At 66.1% G+C, this 24,282-nt stretch carries 21 protein-coding genes; 13 read left to right on the top strand and 8 right to left on the bottom strand.

Annotated elements, in window-relative coordinates; translation table 11 throughout:
* A partial coding sequence (locus tag RJQ10_RS12525) for an HNH endonuclease signature motif containing protein (RefSeq protein WP_350147072.1) occupies positions 1-367 on the top strand: 367 nt, incomplete at its 5' end.
* Positions 368-534: 167 nt separating this feature from the next.
* Here the strand turns inward: RJQ10_RS12525 and RJQ10_RS12520 are convergent.
* Positions 535-2,847: a heavy metal translocating P-type ATPase gene (locus RJQ10_RS12520; RefSeq protein ID WP_350147070.1), complete on the bottom strand. Its 2,313-nt coding sequence runs from the start codon at positions 2,845-2,847 to the stop codon at positions 535-537.
* A gap of 188 nt (positions 2,848-3,035) precedes the next feature.
* Here RJQ10_RS12520 and purT point away from each other — a divergent pair, with 188 nt between their 5' ends.
* Both purT and RJQ10_RS12510 read left to right on the top strand, forming a co-directional pair.
* The gene (gene purT, locus RJQ10_RS12515; RefSeq protein WP_350147068.1) at positions 3,036-4,217 is read left to right on the top strand and encodes a formate-dependent phosphoribosylglycinamide formyltransferase; all 1,182 of its coding nucleotides are present in this window, start codon (positions 3,036-3,038) and stop codon (positions 4,215-4,217) included.
* A 131-nt stretch (positions 4,218-4,348) separates the two neighbouring features.
* Positions 4,349-5,875 carry a class I adenylate-forming enzyme family protein gene (locus RJQ10_RS12510; RefSeq protein WP_350147066.1) on the top strand — a complete coding sequence of 509 codons (1,527 nt, stop codon included), beginning with the start codon at positions 4,349-4,351 and terminating at the stop codon, positions 5,873-5,875.
* A 33-nt stretch (positions 5,876-5,908) separates the two neighbouring features.
* On the opposite strand, the gene RJQ10_RS12505 is transcribed toward RJQ10_RS12510, so the two are convergent.
* The gene (locus tag RJQ10_RS12505) at positions 5,909-6,583 is read right to left on the bottom strand and encodes a glutathione S-transferase family protein (RefSeq protein WP_350147064.1); all 675 of its coding nucleotides are present in this window, start codon (positions 6,581-6,583) and stop codon (positions 5,909-5,911) included.
* A 274-nt stretch (positions 6,584-6,857) separates the two neighbouring features.
* Here RJQ10_RS12505 and RJQ10_RS12500 point away from each other — a divergent pair, with 274 nt between their 5' ends.
* Positions 6,858-8,216 (top strand): aspartate kinase, encoded by a 1,359-nt coding sequence (locus tag RJQ10_RS12500; protein ID WP_350147061.1) that lies wholly within the window; start codon positions 6,858-6,860, stop codon positions 8,214-8,216.
* A gap of 58 nt (positions 8,217-8,274) precedes the next feature.
* On the opposite strand, the gene RJQ10_RS12495 is transcribed toward RJQ10_RS12500, so the two are convergent.
* Both RJQ10_RS12495 and RJQ10_RS12490 read right to left on the bottom strand, forming a co-directional pair.
* Positions 8,275-9,591: a M20/M25/M40 family metallo-hydrolase gene (locus tag RJQ10_RS12495; protein ID WP_350147059.1), complete on the bottom strand. Its 1,317-nt coding sequence runs from the start codon at positions 9,589-9,591 to the stop codon at positions 8,275-8,277.
* A 24-nt stretch (positions 9,592-9,615) separates the two neighbouring features.
* A complete protein-coding gene (locus RJQ10_RS12490; RefSeq protein WP_350147057.1) occupies positions 9,616-10,107 on the bottom strand; it encodes a DUF2721 domain-containing protein in 492 nt (163 codons plus the stop codon).
* A gap of 277 nt (positions 10,108-10,384) precedes the next feature.
* Here RJQ10_RS12490 and RJQ10_RS12485 point away from each other — a divergent pair, with 277 nt between their 5' ends.
* The 4 genes from RJQ10_RS12485 to RJQ10_RS12470 are packed head-to-tail and all read left to right on the top strand — an operon-like array spanning position 10,385 to position 16,800.
* A complete protein-coding gene (locus RJQ10_RS12485) occupies positions 10,385-11,425 on the top strand; it encodes a WD40/YVTN/BNR-like repeat-containing protein (RefSeq protein WP_350147055.1) in 1,041 nt (346 codons plus the stop codon).
* A complete protein-coding gene (locus RJQ10_RS12480) occupies positions 11,422-13,806 on the top strand; it encodes an efflux RND transporter permease subunit (RefSeq protein ID WP_350147053.1) in 2,385 nt (794 codons plus the stop codon). Before RJQ10_RS12485 ends, RJQ10_RS12480 begins: the two co-directional genes overlap by 4 nt.
* The gene (locus RJQ10_RS12475) at positions 13,803-15,413 is read left to right on the top strand and encodes a DUF1302 domain-containing protein (protein WP_350147051.1); all 1,611 of its coding nucleotides are present in this window, start codon (positions 13,803-13,805) and stop codon (positions 15,411-15,413) included. The genes RJQ10_RS12480 and RJQ10_RS12475 overlap by 4 nt, the downstream gene beginning before the upstream one ends.
* A 13-nt stretch (positions 15,414-15,426) precedes the next feature.
* Complete coding sequence (locus RJQ10_RS12470; RefSeq protein ID WP_350147049.1) at positions 15,427-16,800, top strand: DUF1329 domain-containing protein; 1,374 nt, start codon at positions 15,427-15,429, stop codon at positions 16,798-16,800.
* Positions 16,801-16,837: 37 nt separating this feature from the next.
* On the opposite strand, the gene RJQ10_RS12465 is transcribed toward RJQ10_RS12470, so the two are convergent.
* Together RJQ10_RS12465 and RJQ10_RS12460 are read right to left on the bottom strand one after the other, a co-directional pair.
* The gene (locus RJQ10_RS12465) at positions 16,838-17,623 is read right to left on the bottom strand and encodes a glycerophosphodiester phosphodiesterase (RefSeq protein WP_350147047.1); all 786 of its coding nucleotides are present in this window, start codon (positions 17,621-17,623) and stop codon (positions 16,838-16,840) included.
* A gap of 7 nt (positions 17,624-17,630) precedes the next feature.
* Positions 17,631-18,494 (bottom strand): MipA/OmpV family protein, encoded by an 864-nt coding sequence (locus RJQ10_RS12460; protein WP_350147045.1) that lies wholly within the window; start codon positions 18,492-18,494, stop codon positions 17,631-17,633.
* Positions 18,495-18,606: 112 nt separating this feature from the next.
* Between RJQ10_RS12460 and RJQ10_RS12455 the strand changes: the two genes are divergently transcribed.
* Positions 18,607-20,256, top strand: coding sequence for a 2OG-Fe(II) oxygenase (locus tag RJQ10_RS12455; RefSeq protein WP_350147043.1), 1,650 nt, complete (start codon positions 18,607-18,609; stop codon positions 20,254-20,256).
* A gap of 42 nt (positions 20,257-20,298) precedes the next feature.
* On the opposite strand, the gene RJQ10_RS12450 is transcribed toward RJQ10_RS12455, so the two are convergent.
* On the bottom strand, positions 20,299-20,880 hold the full coding sequence (locus RJQ10_RS12450) for a YtfJ family protein (RefSeq protein WP_350147041.1): 582 nt from the start codon (positions 20,878-20,880) through the stop codon (positions 20,299-20,301).
* Between the two features lie 104 nt (positions 20,881-20,984).
* Here RJQ10_RS12450 and RJQ10_RS12445 point away from each other — a divergent pair, with 104 nt between their 5' ends.
* The 3 genes from RJQ10_RS12445 to RJQ10_RS12435 are packed head-to-tail and all read left to right on the top strand — an operon-like array spanning position 20,985 to position 23,751.
* On the top strand, positions 20,985-22,079 hold the full coding sequence (locus RJQ10_RS12445; protein WP_350147039.1) for an Rv3169 family protein: 1,095 nt from the start codon (positions 20,985-20,987) through the stop codon (positions 22,077-22,079).
* 26 nt (positions 22,080-22,105) lie between these two features.
* Entirely contained in the window at positions 22,106-22,552 is a 447-nt protein-coding gene (locus tag RJQ10_RS12440; protein WP_350147037.1) for a 2,4'-dihydroxyacetophenone dioxygenase family protein, read from the top strand.
* Between the two features lie 2 nt (positions 22,553-22,554).
* Positions 22,555-23,751: a cytochrome P450 gene (locus RJQ10_RS12435; protein ID WP_350147035.1), complete on the top strand. Its 1,197-nt coding sequence runs from the start codon at positions 22,555-22,557 to the stop codon at positions 23,749-23,751.
* A gap of 3 nt (positions 23,752-23,754) precedes the next feature.
* Here RJQ10_RS12435 and RJQ10_RS12430 read toward each other — a convergent pair whose 3' ends face one another.
* Complete coding sequence (locus RJQ10_RS12430) at positions 23,755-24,105, bottom strand: RNase H family protein (RefSeq protein ID WP_350147074.1); 351 nt, start codon at positions 24,103-24,105, stop codon at positions 23,755-23,757.
* On the opposite strand from RJQ10_RS12430, the gene RJQ10_RS12425 reads away from it, so the two are divergent.
* Positions 24,055-24,282 (top strand): hypothetical protein (locus RJQ10_RS12425; RefSeq protein WP_350147034.1); only part of this gene is annotated, 228 nt, incomplete at its 3' end. The genes RJQ10_RS12430 and RJQ10_RS12425 overlap by 51 nt on opposite strands.

Genomic DNA, 24,282 nt, shown 5'->3' with positions numbered 1-24,282 from the left:
ACACTTTGAGGACAAACCGTGGCTGTCGCCGGCCACCGCCCGGCGGATCAGTTGCGATGCCTCGCTGGTGACGGTGCTGGAGGATGATGCCGGCAAGGTGCTGAACGTGGGCAGGAAGTCACGGATTGTGCCGGAACGCATTCGCCGCGCCCTGCGCGAGCGGGACGGGGTCTGCCAGTATCCCGGCTGCCAGGAATCGGAGTACGTCGACGCCCACCATATCCAGCACTGGGCCGAAGGCGGGGAAACGCGGCTGGACAATCTGGTGACGCTGTGTCGCTTCCATCACCGGCAGTTGCACCGCGGATGCTTCGACATTCGTCTCAATGGCAACTCCGCGGAGATCTTGGCGCCAGAAGAATTCTAGAGGCTGCGGCTGTCCCGGACTGGCGGTACAGGCTTGAACACCGCACACCGCACACCGCACACCGCACACGGCACACCGCCTCCAGCGGGAATGGGAAACTCGCAGCAGAGTTAAGAAAAGCAATACCGCTGTGCAACACGGGGCGGCAAGACCTGCCCCGAAACTTTTTACGCCAGGCTCTTGTTCCGCAGCCGCAAGGCGTTGCTGATTACGCTGACCGAGGACAGTGACATCGCCGCCGCGGCGATCATCGGTGACAGCAACGTGCCGGTAAGCGGATAGAGGATACCCGCTGCGATGGGCACCCCCGCGGCATTGTAGGCAAAGGCGAAGAACAGGTTCTGGCGGATATTGCGCATGGTCGCCCGGGACAGCTGCAGGGCGTGGACGATACCGCCGAGGTCGCCCTGCAGCAGGGTGATGCCGGCGCTTTCGATGGCGACGTCGGTGCCTGTGCCCATGGCGATGCCCACATCAGCAGTAGCCAGTGCCGGGGCATCGTTGATGCCGTCGCCGACCATGGCGACCATCCGGCCCTCATCCCGCAGGCGCTGGACCACGCGGCCCTTGTCCTCCGGCAGCACCTCCGCTTCCACCTCGTCAATGCCCAGGGTACGCGCCACTGCCGTGGCGGTGGTGCGGTTGTCGCCGGTGAGCATGACCACGCGCAGGCCCGCCTGCTGCAGCGCCTGGATAGCGTCGCCGCTGCTTGCCTTGACCGGGTCGGCGACCGCCAGCAGGCCGGCAAAAGCGCCATTCACGGCCGCGAAGATGACCGTCGCCCCCTCCCTGCGTAGCTCTTCGGCGGCACTGTCCTCCGTCTCAAGGTCGGCGCCCTCCGCAGTCATCAGCAGGCGATTGCCCACCGCTACACGCTTGCCGTCGACCTGCCCGGTGACGCCCTTGCCGTTCTCGGCATCGAAGCCTGTCGCCTCTGGCAGCGTGAGTTCCAGCTCCCGTGCGCGCTCGACGATGGCCTGGGCGAGGGGGTGTTCACTGCCCTGCTCCAGCCCCGCCACCAGGGTCAGCAGGGAGCGCTCGTCGTAGTTTTCGGCGGGCCGCACCGCGGTCACTGCGGGCTTCCCCTCGGTCAGGGTGCCGGTCTTGTCGATCACCACCGTATCCACCCGCTCCATGCGCTCCAGCGCCTCGGCGTCCCGTATCAGCACGCCCATGCCGGCCCCGCGGCCGATACCGACCATGATCGACATCGGAGTGGCCAGGCCGAGGGCGCAGGGGCAGGCAATGATCAGTACGCTGACCGCGGCGATCAGGGCGAAGGCCATGGGTGGTTGCGGCCCCAGCAGGGACCAGGCGATGAAGGCGATCACTGCCACGGCGATCACCGCCGGCACAAAGTAGCCGGCGACCCGGTCCGCCAGGCCCTGGATCGGTGCGCGGCTGCGCTGGGCGCTGGCCACCATCTGCACGATCTGCGCCAGCAGGGTGTCGCGGCCCACCTTGTCGGCGCGCATGATAAAGCTGCCACGACCATTGATACTGCCGCCGATGACGTTGTCGCCGACCTCGCGGGTCACTGCCAGGGGTTCGCCGGTGACCATGGATTCATCCACTGTGGAGCGGCCTTCCAGGATCTCGCCATCCAGGGGGATTTTGTCACCGGGGCGCACCCGCAGCCGGTCGCCCACCTGGACCTGGTCCAGTGGCACATCCTCTTCTTCGCCCCGGGTGTCGAGGCGGCGAGCGCTGGCCGGCGCCAGGTCGAGCAGGGCGCGGATCGCCCCCGAGGTTTTTTCCCGTGCGCGCAGTTCCAGCACCTGGCCCAGCAGCACCAGCACGATGATCACGGCGGACGCTTCGAAGTACACCGCTACCGAGCCGTCGGGCTGGCGAAATGCCGCCGGAAAGATCCCCGGCGCCACGGTGGCGACCAGGCTGTAACCCCAGGCGGCGCCGGTGCCGATGGCAATGAGGGTGAACATGTTCAGGTGGCGGCTGAGTACCGAGCGCCAGCCGCGCAGGAAGAACGGCCAGCCCGCCCACAGTACGACCGGCGTCGCCAGCGCCAGCTGGACCCAGTTTGACCATTGCGGTGCCAGTAGCCTCTCGGTGGCAAACAGGTGACTGCCCATCTCCAGCAGGAACACAGGCAGTGCCAGCGCCAGGCCGATCCAGAAGCGGCGGGTCATATCCAGCAGTTCCGCCGAGGGGCCGGTATCCGCGGTGACCTCCTCCGGCTCCAGCCCCATGCCGCAGATCGGGCAGTCGCCGGGGCCCTGCTGGCGCACCTCCGGGTGCATGGGGCAGGTGTAGATGGCACCGGGGATGGCGGCCGCGGGTTCGGGGCGCTCGCCCAGATATCGCTCCGGCTCCGCCTCGAATTGTTCGCGGCAGCGCGCGGCGCAGAAGTGCCAGGTCTGGCCCTGATATTCGCTGTGATGTTTGGCGGTGGCCGCGTCCACGGTCATGCCGCAGACGGGGTCCCGGGTTGTCTGTGCCCCCGTTGTCGCTGCTGTCATGGTTTGCCTCCTGCATTCCGCCACGGTGTGGCGTGGAGTATAGACCATGCCCCGGACCCGATTTCTCGCGGGGCCCGCGGCCTTCGAGCCACCTGCCGACCCCGTGAGCCGCCACGCAATAGGCCAGCGCGCTGCCCGCGATGGCTGATGCGGTGGTAACATCGCCTCTTTTGTGAAGCGGGATTCTCATGACCACCATCGGCACGCCACTCACTCCCCACGCCACCCGGGTCATGCTGCTGGGCAGCGGCGAGCTGGGCAAGGAAGTCACGATCGAACTGATGCGTCTGGGCTGCGAGGTGATTGCGGTGGACCGCTACGCCAATGCGCCGGCCATGCAGGTAGCCCACCGCAGCCATGTACTCAACATGCTCGACGGAGGGGCGCTGCGGGCGCTGGTGGAACAGGAGCGGCCGCAGTTTATCGTCCCGGAGATCGAAGCCATCGCCACCGATGAGCTGGTGCGGCTGGAGGGCGAGGGCTGGCAGGTGGTGCCCTCTGCCCGTGCCGCGCAGCTGACCATGAACCGCGAGGGGATCCGGCGGCTGGCGGCGGAGGAGCTGGGGCTGGCGACCTCTCCCTACCGTTTCGCGGCAACCCGCGAGGAGTACCTGGCAGCGGTGGCGGCGGTGGGCCTGCCCTGTGTGGTCAAGCCCATCATGTCGTCCTCCGGCAAGGGCCAGAGCACGGTGCGCAGCGCCGCGGATATCGACCGGGCCTGGGACTATGGGCAGGCCGGTGGTCGCACGGGCGCCGGCAAGTTGATTGTCGAGGGCTTCGTCGATTTCGACTACGAGATCACCCTGCTGACTGTTCGCCACCGCGATGGCACCAGTTTCTGCGAACCCATTGGTCACCGCCAGGAGAAGGGCGATTACCGCGAGTCCTGGCAGCCCCAGGCCATGAGCGCGACCGCGCTGGCCGAGTCCCGGCGGATCGCGGAGGCGGTTACCGGCGCGCTCGGTGGTTACGGCATTTTCGGGGTGGAACTGTTCATCAAGGGAGACGCGGTGTATTTCAGCGAGGTGTCTCCGCGCCCCCACGACACCGGCCTGGTCACCCTGATTTCACAGAACCTGTCGGAATTCGCGCTGCATGCCCGGGCTATTCTGGGACTGCCGGTGCCCGCGATCCGCCAGCTGGGTCCTTCGGCCTCGGCGGTGCTGTTGGTGGCGGGGGATTCGGCTGACATGCGTTACGGCAACCTGGCCGCGGCGCTGGCCGAGGAAGACACCGACCTGCGCCTGTTCGGCAAGCCGGAGGTCCGGGGGGAACGCCGCCTCGGTGTCGGCCTGGCCCGGGCCGACACGGTCGACGCTGCGGTGCAGAAGGCCCTGCGGGTGGCGGGGGCAATTGAGGTGAGCGTGTGACGCAAGCGCTGGCCCGCCGCACACCGCAACGCCATGAACGATGTGCCTCTGCCGCCGGTCCATCGCCCAACGGTGCGCCATGAACGATGTGCCTCTGTCGTCAGCCCGTCGTCCGCTGCCTGCCCCTCGCCATGAATGATGCGTCCCTCCCGCCAGCCCGGTTCCTGCACGATCTTCCCGCAATGCAGGCCCGGCAGCAGCCGGACGCTCCGGCACTCTGGTGGCAGGGAGAGGCCACCAGCTATGCCACTCTCAACCGGCAGGTAGACCGGCTGGCGGCCCGCCTCGCCGCCGTGGGCGAGGTGGGGGACCGCATCGGCGTCCTGGCCTGGAACTGCCCGCAGTTTATCGAACTCATTTATGCCTGCGCCGCCAGTGGCCGCATCCTGGTGCCGCTGAATGTGCGCCTGGCGCCCGCGGAGTGGCTCTATCAGCTCGAGGCGGCGGGCGTGGGCCTGCTGTTTGCGGACGGAGACCTGGCGCAGGGGCTGGGCTCCGGGCCGGATTGCCCGCCCGGCCTGACTGTCGTGGACCTGCAGTCCGGCTACGACCATTGGGTCCGGGAAGGCCCGGTGGCGTCCCTGCCGGAGCTGCGCCCCGAGGACCCGGCGTGGCTTCTGTTCACCTCCGGTTCCACCGGTCGGCCCAAGGGGGCGGTGCTCAGCCATCGCTCCTTGCTGGCCGGGCTGGAGTCGGCCGCCCTGGCGCGGCCGGTGGCGCCGGGTGACAGGTACCTCTATCCATTTCCGCTGTTTCATGTCGCGGCCCATAACGTGCTGCTGCAGCACCAGTACGGTGCTGCAGTAGTGTTGCTGCGCTCGTTCAACGCGGAGGAAACCCTGCGCGCCTGTCGTGAACTGGGCGTCACCACCATGTCCCTGGCGCCGACCATGCTCGCCATGCTGCTGGATCACCCGTCTTTCAGCCCCGCGGACCTGGCGGGGGTGCGCACCATCGGCTACGGCGCCTCGGCTATGCCGGAAACCTTACTGCATCGCTTGCTCGCGGAGACCGGGGTGGGCCTGTGCCAGAGTTATGGCATGACTGAACTGGCCGGCAGCGCCGCCTTCCTCACCGTGGAGGACCACCGGCTGGCAGCGGAGGGTCGCCCGGAACTCCTGCAATCGGTGGGCAAGCCGCTGGCCACGGTGGCACTCAAGGTCGTCGATGAAGCGGGCAATGTGTGTCGCCCTGGAAGCGCAGGGGAGATTCTGGTTCGGGCGCCGCAGTGTATGCAGGGCTACTGGCAGCAGCCGGAAGCGACGGCGGCGGCGCTGGCGGATGGCTGGCTGCATACCGGGGATATCGGCCGCTTCGATGAGCAGGGCTACCTTTACATTGTCGATCGCAAGAAAGACATGATCATCAGCGGCGGCGAAAACGTGGCCTCCCGGGAAGTGGAGGAAGTGCTGCGCCGGCATCCTGCAGTGCGGGATTGCGCCGTCATCGGCCTGCCCGATACGCACTGGGGGGAGCTGGTCTGCGCCGTGCTGGTACTGGAGGCGGAGGCCAGCGACGCGGAGCTGGCGGCGCACTGCAGGAGCCTGCTGGCGGGTTACAAGACCCCGAGAACCTGGCGCCGGGTGTCGGCCCTGCCGCTGAACGCGGCGGGCAAGGTGGACAAGCCGGCGCTGCGTCGCGCCAGCGGTTGCAAATGACCGTTCAGGATACAGGCTTGAAACAGTGGCTCCTCATTCCCTCGCGCCACTCATCAACTTGCTGACATAGGCCCGGAATTCTTTCATGTTGGCCTGCTGGTCTGCATCCACCTTTCCGGAAACGGCATCTTCCGCCATGCGGGCGTCCCATTCGGCGAGGCCCGGCACCGTCGGCAGCACCTCCCACCCAAGCTGGCTGGGACCCACCAATTTGGGAATAGCCAGAACGTAGCGCAGGTAGATGTCCGCCAGGGTCAACTCGGCGCCACAAACCCAGGGCTCGAACTTGACCAGCTGCGCGAGGCTGGCGGTGCCCTTGTCCAGCGTGGCCTGCACTTCTTTTTTCACCGAATCGTGCACGGTGAGATTACCCAGCACCGCGGGCAGCAGGCGCCGCGCCGGCAGCTCCAAATACAGTTCGGCCACCTTCATCACCTGGCGTACCCGCGCGCGCTGTTCCGGATCGGCTGGGAGCAGCGGTTTTTCCGGGTAGACGTCCTCGATGTATTCCACCAGCACGCTGCTCTCCGACAGGTGGGTGCCGGCGGCGGTGGTCAGCGCCGGCACTTTGCCCGCCGGGCTGACGGCCAGCAGCTCCGGCGAGCCGGGGTAGACCAGGTTTTCAGTGAAGGGCACGCCCTTGTGCAGCAGACAGTGCTTGACGATGTTGTAGTAGTTGCTGGCGGCGAAGCCGTGCAGGGTAAGCATGGGTTGATCTCCGATTTGGGGGTCAGGGCTGAATTGTAGCACTCTGCACAGCGCCGCACTCCGAGACCAGCGTTCGCCTCCGGCGCGGTATCCCACCCCGAACTCACTCCGGCACCCACCGCTTGCCTGGTCTCTCAGCGGGATCCCGCCGCTGGTTCCCCTCCGCGGGACTCACTGCAGCAGTGCCCGCTGACCCCGGGGCTGCACTGCAGTAAACTGTGCCCCTCCGGGGCCCGCCATGTCGGCGGGGCCAACAAGTGTCAGGACAGTGGTGGTGGCGGAATCAGGGCAGTTGGAAGCGGTGGCAGAGCGGATCGTGTGCAAGTTTGGCGGTTCCAGTCTCGCCAGCACGGAACAGATGCGCAAGGTGCGGGAAATCATCGAAGCGGACCCGCGGCGCAGGATTATCGTGCCATCGGCGCCGGGCAAGCGCGACAGCCAGGATACCAAGATCACCGACCTGCTGTACCTGTGTCACCACGCGGCCAGCATGAACGCGGATTTCAGCGGCCCCTTCGGCCAGATCGTCGAGCGCTTCACCGGCATTGAGCAGGAGCTGGGTGTTACGCCGGTGATCGCGCAGCATCTGGAGCAGTTCCGGCAGCAGCTCGCCGCCGGGGTGACGGCGGATTTCGCCGCTTCCCGTGGCGAGCACTTCTGCGGCCTGCTGCTGGCCGCCTGGCTGGGTGCGGAGTTCGTCGAGCCGGCGGACTGTATCGTCATCGGCAGCAACGGCCTGGTGGATCCGCAGACCTGGACCCTGCTGGGGGCGCGGCTGGGCGACGTGAGCAAGCGCTATGTCGTGCCCGGTTTCTACGGTCGCGACCTGGAGGGCCAGGTGCGTACCTTTTCCCGCGGCGGCTCCGACGTCAGCGGCGCCGTTGCCGCCCGCGCCGCCCACGCCGCGCTGTACGAGAACTGGACCGATGTCTCGGGGCTGCTGATGGCGGACCCGCGCATTGTCAGCCAGCCGCGGCCCATGGCGGAAGTGACCTACGCCGAGATCCGCGAACTGGCCTATATGGGCGCCAGCGTGCTGCACGACGAGGCGATGGCCCCGGTGCGGGAGGTGGGGATTCCGGTCAATATCCGCAATACCAACGCGCCCGACCACCCGGGTACCCGCATCGTCGCCGAGCTGTCGCCGGAGATCATCCAGAGCACGCAAATCGCCGGCGTCGCCGGCAAGACCAGTTTCTCCATGATCACCATAGGCAAGCACCTGATGAACCGCGAGGTGGGCTTTGTCTACCGCCTGCTGGGGGTGCTGGAGCACAACGATATTCCCTTCGAGCACTGCCCCTCGGCCATCGACAGCGTCAGCGTGGTGCTGGAGTCGAAGTGGCTGGAGGGCCGGGTCGAGCAGGTGCTGGACGAGATCCGCCGCACCCTGGAACCGGATGACATCGAGTATGTACCGAGCATCGCCCTGATCGCCATCGTCGGCGAGGAGATGGCGCGCACCCCGGGGATTGCGGCCAAGGTGTTCACCGCGCTGGCGGCCTCCGGCGTCAATGTGCGCCTGATCAACCAGGGTGCCTCGGAGCTCAATATCATCGTCGGCGTCGCCCCGGATGACTACCCGCAGGCCCTGCGGGCGATCTATGGGGCGTTTGTAAGCCACCCCGGGTGATCGCCCGCGGCCAAGGTGAACGGCCGCACAGCGGACACAGCAGGTGGCCCGCGGGCTGCTACCGCTGGCCCGCGGCCAGCCGGTGCAGCAGCAGCGCGGCGCGTTTGGCCTGCAGGGGCAGCGCCGGCAGGTAGGCGGTCTCGTTGACGGTGTGCCCCTCGCTGCCGCTCATGCCCAAACCGTCGAGCGCCATCTCCACATGGTCGGCGGCAAAGGAGATATCCGCGGCGCCTGCGCGCAGCGGGTTGACCGCCACTACCTCGCCAAATCCCAGCGCCTCGCTCACTTCCGTGTACAGCGCCAACAGCCGCAGATTGCCCGCCGCCGGTGCCATCGGCGGATAGCCCTCGTCGAAGCTGATGCTGGCGCTGGTGCCCGCAAGGCTGTCCGCGACGATCGCCGCCATACGCGCCTGGGCGCGGGCCAGCTGCGCCGCCGACAGGGCCCGGATATCCCCCTCCACCCGCGCCGTTTCGGCCACCACGTTGCTCTTGCCGAACGCGCTGCTGCTGTTGTCTGCCTCGCTGTTGCGCACGGTTGTGCCGCCGGCGATGCGCCCGGGATTGAAAGTCAGGTACTGCTCACCGCGGAGGGACTCGTCTTCGTGAAAACCGTGCAGGATGCGGGCGGCCTCGTAGATCGCGCCGGAGCCGATGTCCTCGCGGAATATCTGCGAGGAATGGGCCGGCGTGCCGGTTACCGTCAGGGTCCAGCCGACACTGCCGCGACGGGCCACGTTGGCGGTGCGGTAGTCGCCGTCGCCGTTTTCGAAGCCGAGGGCAATGTCGGCGTAGGTCGCGGCGTCCACCAGGGCCTGTTTGGACAGCGCCAGCGGGCTGCCGCTCAGCTCCTCGTCGCCGGTCAGCACGACGGTCACGTCCAGTCGCTCCAGGGCCCCCACTTCGGCCAGGGCGGCCAGCGCCTGCAGCATGATCACGTTGCCGCCCTTCATGTCGGCGATGCCGGGACCGGTGGCGGTGGTGGCGTCAACCCGGGTGTAGGTCTGGAACGGGCTGTCCGGTTCGAACACGGTGTCGAGATGGCCGATCAGCAGCACCTTCCGCTGTGCCTCGCTGCCCCGATAGCGGGCCAGCAGATGCCCGGCGCGCCCGAATTCGCTGCCGTCCAGCCACTCCACCGCGAATCCCAGGGCCTCGAACTGCGGGCGGTACAGCGCCCCCACTTCCCGGACTCCCGCCAGGTTCATGGTGCCACTGTTGATATTGACGCTGTCGACCAGCAATTCCAGCGCCGCCGGGTTGGTCGCGTCGATAAAATCCACCATGCGCTGTTCCGTGGCGGACAATGCGGCGAGCGTGGAACGGGCCGACAGCGCCGTCAGCGCGATTACCAGGCAGCAGAATAGCTTGTTCATGGCTTGGTTCCCCTAGTCAGTGTATTACTGCCCGGCCACCAGTACCCGGGTGGCGAGCTGGACTTCCTTGATGAACAATAGCAGCGCCGCGATCAACAGCAGCATCGCCAGCACGAAGGTGACTACCACAAAGGTCTCGATCTGGACTGACCAGAAATCACCCACGAACAGTCCCACCACCACAATACAAACCATCAGCGCGGAGGCGGTACACATGCCGATGGACCAGTTGATGATGGTCACTCGCCGCCACAGGGTGCGCAGCTCGCGGCTGGAGCGCTCCACTTTGCCGGTATCGGTCAGGGTGGTTACCCGCCGCTCCACGACCCGCGCGCGGTCGACGATCCGCCCCAGGCGGCCGGACATGACGTTGAGAAAGCCGGCGATACCGGCCAGCAGGAAGACCGGGGCAACGGCGATCTGGATGATGCCTGCGAGTGCAGTGAGGGAGTCGTCCATGGCGCGTGTCTCGATGGGTTTGGCTGGCCGGGGTCGTGTTGGGGTCAACTTGCGCATCGTAACACCTGCAGAATACAACATGGTGAAACCTGCCCAAAATCAGTGCAGCTGCAGCGCGGGACCAGTTCCCCGCTGCCCGTCTGGGCAGTTCGGGGCTCGCAAATACCTCCGCGTATATTGATCCAGCGCAGGTAAAGTTGCCTGACAAGCGTCCGGACCGGACGCGTTCCTCCCCCAGTCCCCGGATTTGTGTTAATTACATAATCAGAGGCGGTGTTTCTGTGTCCTCGCGGCACGCGCACTCGCCCTGCAAAACAATAACAGGGAGGAGAGGATGGAGTTGCCAGCCACAGCCGCCCGGGCGCTGTCGGGCATTCTGGGCATGCTGCTGCTTGCGGCGGGCGCGCTGCCATTGCCGGCAGCTGCGCAGCAGGCGCTGCTGATGCCCCTGGCCAGCGAGAGCCTGTTGCTGGATGTGAAGCGGGCCGGCCAGCGGCTGGTGGCGGTCGGGGAGCGTGGCCATGTGCTGTTGTCCGATGATCATGGCGCCAGCTGGCGACAGGTCGCGGTGCCGACGACGCGGGTCCTGACCGCACTGTGGTTTGTGGACGAACACCGTGGATGGGCGGTAGGCCACGAGGGTGTGATCCTGGCGACCGGCGATGCCGGCGACAGCTGGACCCTGCAACGGGGCTGGACGAGCGGGCGGCCCCCGCCGGATCGACAGCGGGAGCCGGCCAGCGCGGCGCCGCTGATGGCAGTCTGGTTCGCGGACGCCCTCCACGGGATTGCGGTAGGAGCCAACGGCCTCTACCTGGAGACCGGGGACGGTGGCGAGAACTGGCTGGTTCCCCGCGAGCTGCCGGATAACCCCGATCAATTGCACCTGTACGCGATCGCCTCGCCAGACGGCGAGCGCCTGTTGCTGGCCGGGGAGAGCGGGATTCTCTACCGCTCCCCGGACCGGGGCCAGTCCTGGGAGGCGCTGCCTTCCGCCGAGGCCGGTACCCTGTTCGGCCTGGTGGCGGAGCCGGCCTCCAATCGGGTTCTCGCCTTTGGTCTCGAAGGCAATGTGCTGGTATCCGCAGACTTCGGTGACAGCTGGCGCGGCCTGGCCAGCCCGGTCGAGGTGGTTCTTGCCGGTGGTGTCTACCGCGGCGATGGCCGGGTGCTTGTGGCCGGCAGCGTGGGTACGCTGTTGCAGGTCGAGCTCCGCTCCGGTGCAATCACCAGCCTGGCTACCGGCACCGTGACCGGCAATTTCGCCCAGGCTGTTGTGGCAGCCGACGGCGCCATTGTGCTGGCGGGCCAGGGCGGGCTGGTGCGCCTGCCGTCGGCGGATCATGCTGGCACCGTCAAGCGGGGTGCCCTGTGAACCCGGCCCGGGGCGGCGCCGACCCGGTGGGGCGTCATGAAGAGGCCCTGCTGGAGAAGCTGATTTTCGGTCGCAGACCGCTGCTGATCAGCCTGTTCCTGATTGTCACCGCGGTGCTCGCCTGGCAGGCGGCCCAGCTGCGGCCCGATGCCAGCTTCGAGAAGATGATTCCGATGCAGCATCCCTTCGTGCAGACAATGATGCGACATATCGTCTACCTGGGGGCTGCGGGAACCACGATCCAGATCGCGGTGGAGAATCGCCAGGGAGATATCTTCGATCCACATTATCTGGACGTACTGCGCCAGGTTACCGACGAGGTCTTCTACCTCGAAGGGGTGGACCGCAACCGCCTGAGCTCTCTGTGGACACCCAATGTGCGCTGGACCGAGGTCACCGCGGCCGGCTTCGAGGGCGGCATGGTGATGCCCGACACCTACGATGGCTCCCCCGGTAGCCTGGCGCAGCTGCGCCGAAACCTGCTGCGCTCGGGCCAGGTGGGCCGCCTGGTGGCGGACGACATGCGCTCCAGCCTGGTCGAGGCGCCTGTTTTCGACCGCGACCCCATCACCGGTGCGTCCCTGGATTACCACGCTTTCTCGCAGCAGCTGGAAGTCCGTGTCCGCGACCGCTTCGACAGCGATGACATCCGTATCCGCATCGTCGGCTTTCCCAAGATGATCGGCGATCTGCTCGAGGGGGTGACGGCGATTTTCCAGTTCGCGGTGATCACCCTGGCGGTGACCGCGATGCTGCTGTTCCTCTACACCCGCTGTCTGGCAGCCACGGTGGCGCCCCTGCTGTGTTCGGTGATTGCGGTGGTCTGGCAGCTGGGCCTGCTCCATACCCTGGGTCTCGGTCTCAACGCCTATTCGATTCTGATTCCGTTCCTGGTGTTCGCCATTGGCGTCAGTCATGGGGTACAGGTGGTGAATGCGGTGGGCATGGAGACGGTTGCCGGAAGCGGCCGGGTGATGGCGGCGCGGCTGGCCTTCCGCGGCCTGTACATTGCAGGCATGGCGGCGCTGGTGTCTGACGCGGTGGGCTTTCTCACCATGATGTTGATCGATATCGAGGTGATCCAGGACCTGGGCGTCGCCGCCAGCGTAGGCGTTGCGGTGATTGTGCTGACCAACCTGGTCCTGCTGCCGGTGTTGATGTCCTATCTCGGGATCTGCCCGCGGGGGATCGCGGCGGTGCGGCGACGGCAGCAGGCCGACCCCTGGCTGTGGCGGGTGCTGGCCCGCTGCGCCACGCCGCGGGTGGCGCTGGTCTCGGTGCTGCTGGCGGCGCTGGGATTTGGCATTGGCTTGGTCGGGGCCCGCAACCTGCATATCGGCGATCTCGACCCCGGTGCGCCGGAGCTGCATCCCGACTCCCGCTACAACCTCGACAACCGTTTCATCACCGAGCGCTACGCCACCAGCTCGGATGTGCTGGTGGTACTGGTCGAAACGCCGCCGGAGCGTTGTTTCCTGCACCACAATCTCGAGCGCATTGATCTGTTCACCTGGGTAATGCGCAATGTGCCCGGTGTCGAATCCGCTATCTCCCTGGCGGAAGTGGCGCGTCTGGTGACCATGGGCTACAACGAGGGCAGCCTGAAGTGGGCGGCGCTGGTTCGCAATCAGCGGGCGCTGGACACCACCTTCGGCCAGGTGCCCTCCCAGCTGGTGAACCGCGATTGCAGTCTGGCGCCGGTGCCGCTGTTTCTCAGCGACCACAAGGCGGAGACCCTGGAGCGGGTAGTCACCGCCGTGGAGGAGTTCTCCGCACGGCATGACAGCGACGAGATCCGTTTCCTGCTTGCCGCCGGTAACGCCGGGATCCAGGCGGCCACCAACCAGGAGATCGCCACCGCCCGCACCCAGATCCTGATCCTGGTCTACAGCGTGGTGGCGGCGCTGGTGTTTTTCAGCTTCCGCTCCCTCTCGGCGGTGGTCTGCATCATGGTGCCCCTCGGGCTTACCGGTGCGCTGTGCAATGCCCTGATGGCCGGGCTGGGCATCGGCATCAAGGTCGCCACCCTGCCGGTGATTGCCCTGGGCGTGGGCGTGGGGGTGGACTACGGCATCTACATCTTCAACCGGCTGCAAGGGTTCCTGCGCCAGGGGCTGGACCTGCCCGAGGCTTACCTGCGGACCCTGCATGGCACCGGCGCCGCCGTGGGGCTGACGGGCTGCGCCCTGGCGGTGGGAGTGGCGACCTGGATCTTCTCACCCATCAAGTTCCAGTCCGACATGGGCATGCTGCTGACCTTCATGTTCCTCTGGAACATGCTCGGCGCTCTGTGGCTGCTGCCCGCGCTGGCCCATTTCACGCTGCCGCGCAGCATGCGGGAACAGCCCATCCCGCGCCGTATTGCAGGAGGAAACCCATGAGACGACACTTCACCAGGCGGGGCCGAGCCGCCCTGTTACTCGGTATCGGCCTGCTGGGACTACCCCTGCGTGCCCTGTCGCTCACCTGGGAGACGACCTCCGGCCTGAGCGTGGATCTCGACACCACGCTGACCTACGGCGCCCAGTGGCGGGTGGAGGACGCCAGCGCCAGCCAGCTGCGCCGCCCCGATCCCGGACTCGACTTCGCCGGACTACTGGCTTTCCTGTCGCAGCAGGACACGGTGATCGCCCAGAACATGGACGATGGCAATAACAATTTCGGCACCGGCCTGGTGTCGAACCGCTTCAGCGCCGTGTCCGACCTGGAGCTGCGTTACGGGAATTTCGGGGCCTTCCTTCGCGGCCGCGTCTTCTACGACCGGGTCTATCAGGACCAGCGCACCGACCTGGACGCGGCTGGCGCCCTCACCTGGAACAACCGCGACGCCACCGACTTCGGCGACTTCACGGACGCGACCCGGCGCGAGCACGGGACCAAGGCAGAGTTGCTCGACGCCTGGGTCTACGGCAACTTCAGCCTGGGTGAGCGCGCGCTCAACCTGCGTGCGGGACGCCAGGTGATCAACTGGGGCGAGACCACGTTCTTTCCCGGCATCAACGGCATGCAGAATCGCTTCGATGCCTCGGTCGCCAACGTGCCGGGTACCGAGGTACGGGAAATCCTGTTGCCCACGGGGTCGATCTACGCCCAGTTCGACCTCAATGCGGCCGTGGCTATGGAGGCCTACTACCAGTACGAGTGGCGCTCCACCCGCCTCAATGGCGTCGGCAGCTATTTCAGTCAGCAGGACTACCTGGGGCCCGGTGCGGCCAACTATTTTGTCGGGGCGCTGGAACTGTTCGGTTTCAACCCGCTGGTCCCCCGCCTGCCCGATGACGAGCCCGGGGACCAGGGTCAGTGGGGAACTGCCCTGCGCTACAGTCTGGACTCGGGCACGGAACTGGGCCTGTTCTATGTCCGTGCCCACGACAAGGCGCCGAGCTTCCGGCGCAACAGCGTCGCACTGGCGGGTTTCGAGCTCCCCGTCGACTACCAGGTGATCTACTTCGACGATATTCACACGGTTGCCGCCAGCTTCTCGACCCTGCTCGGCAATGTGCAGGTCAATGGCGAAGTATCAGCGCGGATGGACGCACCTTTTGCCGACGCCGACGGCGTGCCCCGGCGGGAGGACCTGCTGCAGGCCCAGCTTGGCTTTACCCAGGTGGTGCGTCCCACCCGCTTCTGGGATGACCTGACGCTGGTCGGCGAGGTTGTGGGGGTGGATGTGGTTGATCGCGGCAGCGCGGAGCTGGCCTTCGACGGCGCCGCGCTGTCCTGGGCGCTGCGGGCGGAGTTCGCTTATTTCAATGTCCTGCCGGCGCTGGATGTGAGTGTGCCGGTGTTTATCCTGCACACCGTCAAGGGCACCCTGCGGGAGGCCAACATGGTCGATGGTGCAGTGGTGGTGAGCGTCGGTGTGAGAGGGGTCTGGCGCGACAGTATCGTTGCCGAGCTGAGTTATGCCAGCTATGCGGGAGGCGGCTTCGACAACTGGCTGCTCGACCGCGACAACATCGCTTTCAATATCAAGTACAGCTTCTGAGGGGAGATTCGACATGCGTGCAACAGTGATAGCCGGGTGGATTCTGGTGGTGGTGGCGGCCGCGGCGCAGGCGCGCGTCAGCGAGGAGGAGGCGGCCCGGCTCGGGGTGGACCTGACGCCCCGCGGGGCCGAGCGGGCGGGTAACGCTGACGGCACCATTCCGCCCTGGGACGGCTCCGTACTGGGGCTGCCGCCCGGCCTGGCCTGGGCAGGGCCGGGCCACGTGCATCCGGACCCCTTCGCCGGGGAGCAGCCCCTGTTCTCGATCACCGCCGCCAATGCGCAGCAATACGCGGAACGACTCAGTGACGGCCAGCTGGCGCTGTTTCGCACCTATCCTGACAGTTACCGCATGGACATCTATCCGACCCATCGCCGCTTCGCTTATCCCGATGAGGCCGGTGTCCGCACCCGCCGCAACGCGCTGCACGCCGAGCTGTTCAACGGCGACGACGGGGTCAACGGCTTCGCCGGAGGGGTGCCCTTCCCGATACCCGTAACCGGAGCGGAGCCGATCTGGAACTCCCGGCTCAACAGCCCCTCCGCACAGCAGGAGGGACTGGCGGATGATGTGGCAGTCTACGCCAATGGCAACCGCTCCCTGCGCCGCGGCCAGACCATCCAGAAGACCCTGTTTTCCGACCCCGCCCTGCCTGAGGATGCCGATTTCAAGAGTGTCAGCCCGTACTCGGCCCTGGTCTGGTTCGAGGTGCAGGAGCCGGTGCGGGACAAGGGCACGAACACCCTGATCCTGGAGCCCCTTGACTACTCGGAGACCCCGCGCACGGTGTGGCGCTATCTTCCGGGTTCGCGGCGTGTCCGCCAGGCGCCGAATGTGGGCTACGATACACCGGACGGTCCCGGCGGCATCCTCACCATCGACGATACCCTGGGCTTCAATGGCGCCATGGACCGGTTCGAGTGGAACATCGTCGGTCGCCGCGAAATCTATGTACCGTTTCACAGCTATCGCTTTGACGATCCCGGTCTCAGCGAGGACCAGTTGCTGACCGTGCACCACCCCAACCCGGATTACATGCGCTATGAACTGCGCCGGGTGTGGGTGGTGGAGGCAACCCTGCGCCCGGGCTTTCGCCATATTTACGGCAAGCGTCGCTTTTATGTCGAGGAGGACGGCTGGAACATCGCCATCACCGAGAACTACGACGGTCGCGGTGAACTCTGGCGCACGGTGTTGATCAATTCGATCTACGCCTACGATGTCATGGGCTACGAGAAGCGCAGCCAGATCTTCCACGACCTGCGTGCCGGTATCTACAACGCCACCCGGCTCACCAACTGGACCGCGCCGTGGAACTTCTCCGCTCCCCAGCGCGGCGACGACTTCTTCACTCCGGCCAACCTGCGCCGGGCCGGTACCCGCTGAGGGAGCCCGCTGACAGGCCACGGTGTTCCGCGGTTGTTCAGCGCTCGCGGTTCACCAGCGCCTGCAGCGCCAGAATCCGGTCGGTGAAAATCCAGTCGGCGCCGCGGTGGACTTCCCGCCGCAGGGCCCCGGCATTCTCCACGAAGCCGGTGCCGATTGTGCGCCCCGCCGCGCGCAGCTGCCGCAGGCGCCGATTGCCGAGCAGGGCGAAGGAGCCGGCGACGCCGCCGTGGCCCAGGGCCAGGTTCTGGCGGATGATGGTGCCGGCGTTCATCCAGGCGACGTCGACCAAGGCGGACTTCGGCACCTCGTGGAAGCCTTCCAGGTGGTCGGGTTCCAGCGCCAGCAAGTGGTAATCCCGCCCGGGTTCAAGATCCCTGAGCGCGGCGGCAATCCTGGCCGGGTACTCCGGGCGCTGGCGCCAGGATTCCTTGACCTCCAGCATCAGGTGCAGCTTGCCGGCAAAGCGGTCGATCACTTCCCCCAGGTGCGGGATGTGGGGAATGGCCTCGCGCAGGGCGGCGAAATCGGTGCTGGCAATGACCAGGTCCGGTCGCTTGAACAGGCGCCCGCAGTCGGGGTCGTGATGGATGACCGGCTCGCCGTCGCGGGTCAGGTGGATGTCGGTTTCCACCGCCCAGGCGCCGACATCCGCGCAGAGCTGGAAGGCGGCGAGGGTGTTCTCAGTGGCGGCCCCCGGCCCGTGGGCGCCGCGGTGGGCGACCAGGCGTATGTCCCGGCCACGGAGACTGCAGCGGGAGCCTGGCGCCAGCGCCCAGGCCCGATTGGCGAGGTGGTTCGCGATCGCCGACAGATTGGGCACGACCCGTTTACCGGCCCCGGGGCCGCAGCACCGTGCGTTTGCTGTCGAACAGGGACCAGAGGAAGCCGCCGCCGAAATTTACCGTGTAGTCCTTCTCGAACAGCGGGCTGTGGCGGTTGGCGGCGCCCTGGTGGCTGATGATCTGGGTGCCGCCGAATACCTGCAAACGATCGGTGAAGTTCCAGCGGGCGAACAGGCTCAGCTGGGTGCCGAAGTAGCCTTCCCCGGCGTCGTAGGCGGGGCGGTCCGGGTTGGCGAATTCGGGCGCGACGGTATAGAAGAAGTCATGCAACTGGCGGTCGGCCCAGATTGGGCGCAGGGACACGTTGGTCTCCAGCTGGGGCCAGAGCAGGCCCCAGTGCCGGTAGCGCAGCATGGGTTCCGCCACAAAGCCCTGGTGGTCGATGCCCTTGAAGTCGGTGGAGAAGACCGCCCGGCCCTGCAGCGCCAGGTCCAGCTCGCCATAGCCGTTACCGCTGAACTCGTAGCGCCCCAGCTTCAGGCGCAGCTGCGGCCCGACCTCGAACAGGAAGTCCAGATCCGGCATGCCCTCGCGGCGCTCGTTGCGGTCGCTGCGTGCGTCGAAGGCCGCGTCGAAAGACATGGACAGCTCGAAGCGTGAGCTTTCCGCCGCCACCGCCCGCGCCGCCTGGCCGTCGCCCACGCGCAGGATATCGCCCCGGTAGACTACATAGGGCAGGGCAAGGGCGCGGGTGTGGCGCTCGGCAGACGAGGGGTAGTCCGGGGTGTAGAGCGCGCCGGCACCAAGCCCCAGCTCCCACAGTGGCAGCTCCTCAAGGGGCGGCTCGGCGTGCGCGCTGGCGCTGAACAGCAGGTAGAGCAGCAGAGGTAAAAGCGAAAGCGAGGGCATGTGGATTCCCGGATCGGCGTGACAGGCGAATGATATAGCCATGGCGGGCTGATTGCATTGAATCGTGCAGTTCTGGAATACTGCCGCCGGGTTTTACGGAACAAGCAGGGCCATGGAGTCAGCACAGCGCAAGCACGCCTACGCCGGGACGCTGGTCATGGCAGAAGACCCCATGGTCGCGGTGATGGAACAGGTTCTCACGGACGAGGAAATGACCCACGTCATCGGCGTGGCCGGCAGCCGCATGCAGCGGGCCAGGGTCTCGCTCGACGACTCCTACCTCATCACCGAGGGTCGCTCCGGCGACAACTGCTGGCTAAGTTACGACAGTGACGATGTTGTCGCCCGGATCGGGCATCGGATCGCCGGGATCGTCGGTATTCCCCTGTCCCATGCCGAGGCAATGCAGGTCATCCACTACGGTGTCGGGCAGGAGTATCGGGCCCACTACGATGCCTATGACCTGGCCACAGCGCGCGGTCAACGCTGTTGCGCATTCGGTGGCCAGCGGCTGGTCACGGCGCTGGTATACCTGAATACGATTGCCGATGGCGGCGGCACAGCCTTTCCACGGCTGGACGTCACGATTGCGGCGGTGCCGGGGCGCATGGTTATCTTCCACAATACGGGGGCCGACGAGAGCGTGCCGCATCCGCACAGCCTGCACGCGGGTACCCCGGTGGTCCGGGGGGAGAAGTGGGCATTCAATATCTGGTTTCACGCCCGTCCGATTCGCGAGCGACAGTCCTTTGCGGTTGTTGCCGCCAGCGAGGGTACTGTGGACCCCGCCCTCGCGCCGCCGCCCGGCGTGGCGGCCGGCAATCGGCTCAACGACCATTTCCGTACCATGATCAATCGCGCGTCTGCCATTTTCGCGTCCGCACTCAAGGCCCTGGGGGCTGATATCGAGGCGCTGCAGGAGCCGGTTTGCTTCACCTATTGGGACACCTATGGCAACCAGCCGTTGCCGACCCGGGACCGGGTGGCGGGTGAGCGGCTTATTCGCCTGCTCGACCGGCGTGTCAGCAACCCACTCGCCCACAAGGGCACCCTGGCGAAACTGCTGCGGGAGCGGGGCGCGGGCCACCTGGCGCCGCCGACCTATGACTCAATCGCAGATGCCCTGGCCGCAGCTGCCGATGACACCGCGGTCTGGTATTTCAAGTCTGTCTACGGCACCGGTGGCAAGGGCATGTTCTGCGTTGCACACGGCGATCTGGAGCAGCAGGTGTTGCCGCGGGACTTCATTCTCCAGGCGGGGGTGCGCGATATCGAACTCGACGCGGGGCGCAAGTTCACCACCCGCATCTACCTGCTGGTCTGGGGGGGCGAGCTGTACTTCTATGGCAACGGCTTCACGGTCACTCACGGCCGCGAATACGCTCCTGACAGCACTGATTATGCCGTCCAGATCGACCACCGCGGCTACGAGAACGCCAATTCAGCGGTCAAGATTGCGCCGGGGCTGGGCAACCCGACATTTCGTCGCTTCCTGCCGGCGCTGAGGCAGCTCGCGCAGGCGCTGGCTCCGGTGCTGGCGGATTGCCTGCGGGCTTCTGACCGCGACAGCTACCTGTTGCTGGGTGTCGACACGCTGCTCTGCCGGGACGGGACCGTGAAACTGATCGAGATCAACACGGCCCCGAACTTCATCCATTCGCCCGAGGTGAATGCGGAGGTCAACGTGCCGTTCTTCGAAGCGGTGATCAGGACCCTGCTCGGGGGCGGCGACCGGGCGCTGGAGAAAATCGAGGCCCGCTGACCGCGCCCGGTATCCGGGTGGGCTCGGCAGCCGCGGGCCGCGCTACTGCACATCGATCCAGTCGTGAATCATGCTCAGCACCCGGTCAATCCCGGCCTCGTCCAGCGGGCCCTCGTGAAACAGCGCAATGGCGCCGTCCGGGGCGACCACGGCGATCGCGGAGTTCTTCGCTGCCAGCTGCCAGCGGTTGAGACCGGCTCCCGATTCATCGGCAACCAGCACCGCTTGCGGGTGCTTTTTCTTGTTGCTCTCCAGTTCACCGAGCACGAATCCGCGCGTGCCCCAGGCGGCGTCCGCCAGGTTGAGAATCGTCGTGACCCGCAGTGAGTCGGGCGGGAATGCCGCCGCCTGCAGCGCATCGGTCAGGGGTTCGTTGAGCTTGCTGGTGGACATGCGCGCCGCCATGTACTGGATAACCTGCGGCTGTCCCAGCCCGCTGTCGGAATGCCAGGGCCGGAACTGGCGGCGCCCGTCCTCTAGCAGCAGTTCGCCCTGCTCCTCGATCAGCAGCGGTGGCAAGGGCTGGCCCGCGGCAATCGCCGCACCGGCCTGCGCAGTGCTGAAGCCGAGCAGCAGATAAGCCCCCAGCAGCCAGCGCAGAAACTGGCCCGAAACGTTTGTCATAGTGCACTCCCACGGAGAATTCGCCGGCAAATGTTGCCGCCATTGTGTCGCCTTGGCCCAAGCTGCGGTATCCTCGGCTAATAACCATTAGTCTGGAGCCCGCCATGCTATCACAAATGGACGATTACCCCCTGCATCAGATCGCCGACCTCATGCGCTTTGTCGGCACCTCGGATCGCAACTTCTACGACCGCTACTACTTCAACCTGCACGCCTCCAGCGACGATCTGTTCATGGTGATGGGCATGGGCCAGTATCCCACTCTGGACGTGCAGGATGCCTTCGTGGTGGTGCGGCGCGGCAACCGGCACCACGTGGTGCGGGGTTCCCGCGAGCTGGGCCACGACCGCATGGACACTTCGGTCGGCCCGATCCGAATCGAGGTGCTGAAAGGTCTGGAAAAACTGCGTTTCATTGTCGAAGAGCGCCCCGGGCAGCCGCTGGCCATGGATGTCACCTGGGAGGGGGCGATTCCCGCCTACCAGGAGCCGCGCCACTATATCCGCAAGCATGGCAGGGTGCTGTTCGACAGCATGCGCTTCGCCCAGACCGGCTGCTGGAGCGGGGAACTGCGGATCGGCGACGAAACCTTTGCGGTGACGCCGGACCGCTGGAAGGGCAGTCGCGACCGCTCCTGGGGTATCCGCCCCGTGGGTGAGTTCGAACCGCCCGGGGTCCATGCCGGCACCCCGATCATGGAGGGCATGTGGAACTACGCGCCGATGCAGTTCGATGACTTTTCCATTCTCTACATTGTCAACGAGCACAACGACGGCCAGCGCGTGCTGGAGGATGCGATGCGGGTGTGGAAAGACCCGGCGCGCGGCACCGAGTGGCTGGGGCGGCCGGAGCATGACCATCATCTGGTGGTCGCCAAGCCCTACCAGTCCTTCATTGATCGCTCGGTGATTCGCTTCCCGGAGGCCCCCGGCGGCCCGCTGGAGGTGGCGGTGACGCCGTTGACCCATGTCTGGGTGATGGTCGGCACCGGCTACGGGCTGGAGCCGGACTGGAAGCACGGGATGTACAAGGGCAGTGAAGTGGTGGAACACTTCAGCCTGGATATGGAGCAGGACAAGGAACGCATGTTCGGGCTGGTGGACAATGCCGCCCGCTTCGAGCTCAGCACCGGCGAAGTCGGTTACGGACTGTTCGAGTACTGTTTCTTTGGCAACTTCGACCGCTATGGCGTGGCGTGACCAACAATCGACAGGAGTAGCAGCAAGTGAACGAGGCACTGGCAATACACATCGGCAACAATGACCTGCCATTCGTCGACATCGGTGACGGCAGCCTGCTGAAGGTCCTGCAGGTCAAGCCCGATGAAGGGATCTGGGTTATCGAGAATATTTTCCAGGCGGGCTATGAGGTGGAAACCCACCGGCACACCGGGCCGGTATACGGCTTCACTACCTCCGGCGCCTGGAAGTACAAGGAATACGACTACGTCAACCGGGCTGGCTCCTTCCTCTACGAACCCGCCGGTTCCGAGCACACGCTGCAGTGTATCGAGGACAATACCCGGGTGTGGTTCCACATGACCGGCTCCAATATCAACCTGGACGCCGGGGGCAACATCACGTCCGTGGTCGATGGCGCCCTGACCCTGCAATTCTACCTCGCCATGTGTGAGCAGCAGGGCCTGCCGCGGCCGCAGGTGCTGGTGGGCTGAGCGTGGAAATCGACGTCTACAGTCCCGACAGCTACACCGCGGGCATCCCTCATGAACAGTTTGCCTGGCTGCGTGAGCACGCGCCAGTGTACTGGCATCCCCATCCGGACGGCGGTGGCTACTGGGTCCTGAGCAGGCACGCGGATATCGTCGCGGTCTCCCGGGATTTCAAGACCTTCTCCGCCCAGCAGGGCTTTGTCATGGTGGACGACATGCCGCCGGATATCCTGGCGATGGTGCAGAACCAGCTGTTGGGCATGGATCCGCCCAACCACGGGCCCATCCGCCGCGCGGTGATCAGCCGCTTTACCTCCCGGCGCCTCGCAGAGCTGGAGCCAAAAGTGCGGGCCATTGCCCGCGGTGTAATGGCGCAGGCGCGGGTGGATGAAGAGATCAACTTCGTCGACGACCTGGCGGGGGATCTGCCCACCGCGGTCATCTGTTCCCTGCTGGATATTCCGCAATCCATGTGGGCGCAGATCCGGCGCTGGTCGGATCTGCAAACCTCGGGCACTGACCCGGACCTGGGTGGCAGCCCGGAAGAGGTGACCCAGGCCTCCATGGAGATGGGCAGCTACGGCTACAGCCTGGCCAGCGAGCGCCGGGACGGTGATGGCGAGGACCTGGTGTCGCTGCTGGTGAACCAGGAGATCGACGGCCACCGGGTGTCGGAGCTGGAGTTCGCCTCCCTGTTCGTGCAGCTGGCAGTGGCGGGGAATGAAACCACCCGCGGTTTGATCAGCTCGGGTATGGACCAGTTGCTGCACCAGCCCGAGCTGTACCGGGCGCTGGCAGCGGATCCCGCCGGGCTGCCGCTGGCGGTGGAGGAGATGCTGCGCTGGACCTGTCCGCTGCACTACTTCCGCCGCACAGCGACCTGCGACAGCGAAATCCGCGGGCAGAAAATCGCTGCCGGTGAGCGGGTGGTGATGCTTTACAGCTCGGGCAATTTCGATGCCGAGGTGTTTGCCCAGCCGCTGCGGTTTGATATTACCCGCAATCCCAATCCCCACCTGGCCTTCGGCCACGGTATCCACCTGTGCCTGGGCGCCAACCTGGCGCGCATGGAGGCGCGGATATTCTTCGAGGAGTTCTTCCGCGCCTTCGCCGGTATCGAGCGCACCGGGCAGCCGGCCTATATCCGCTCCAACAGCATCCACGGTTTCAAGCAGATGCCGGTGCGGCTGCGCGGGAGATAGGGCTCAGCCGCTACGCATGGCCAGCAGGGCCTCCGGGGCAAGTGCGCCGGTATAGGGCTGCAGCGCGGTTTGCTGTTCCGCCACGGCGAGCATGGACATGCGGTCGGCGAGTTCATTGCCCTCAATACCTGCGTGGCCGCGAACGTGCAGGACCTGCACGTCGTTGGCAATCTCCAGATAGAGGGCGTGCGCCCGCTGGATCAGCGCCAGGTTCATGATCTCGCCGCCCTTGCGGGTCCAGTCCCTGGCTTTCCAGCCGAAGGCCCACTTGGTGACGCAGTCGATCGCGTACTTGGAATCGCAGTGCACGGCAACGGTCTGCCCGCTGGCAATGGCGGCTTTGGCGAATTCCAGCGCGTGCAGCAGGCCCAGCAGCTCGGCGCTGTTGTTGGTGCCCGCGGGATCGTAGAGGCCGTACCAGAGCTCCGCCAGCGCGCCGTCCCGTTACACGGCGATGCCGGTGCCGGCCCGGCCGGGATTGGGGTCACAGGCACCATCACAGTAGATATTGACCGCGGCCTCGGGGCCGGT

The organism is Haliea sp. (genome assembly GCF_040222615.1).
Taxonomy (GTDB): domain Bacteria; phylum Pseudomonadota; class Gammaproteobacteria; order Pseudomonadales; family Halieaceae; genus Haliea.
This window is presented reverse-complemented; position numbering and strand designations above follow the sequence as displayed.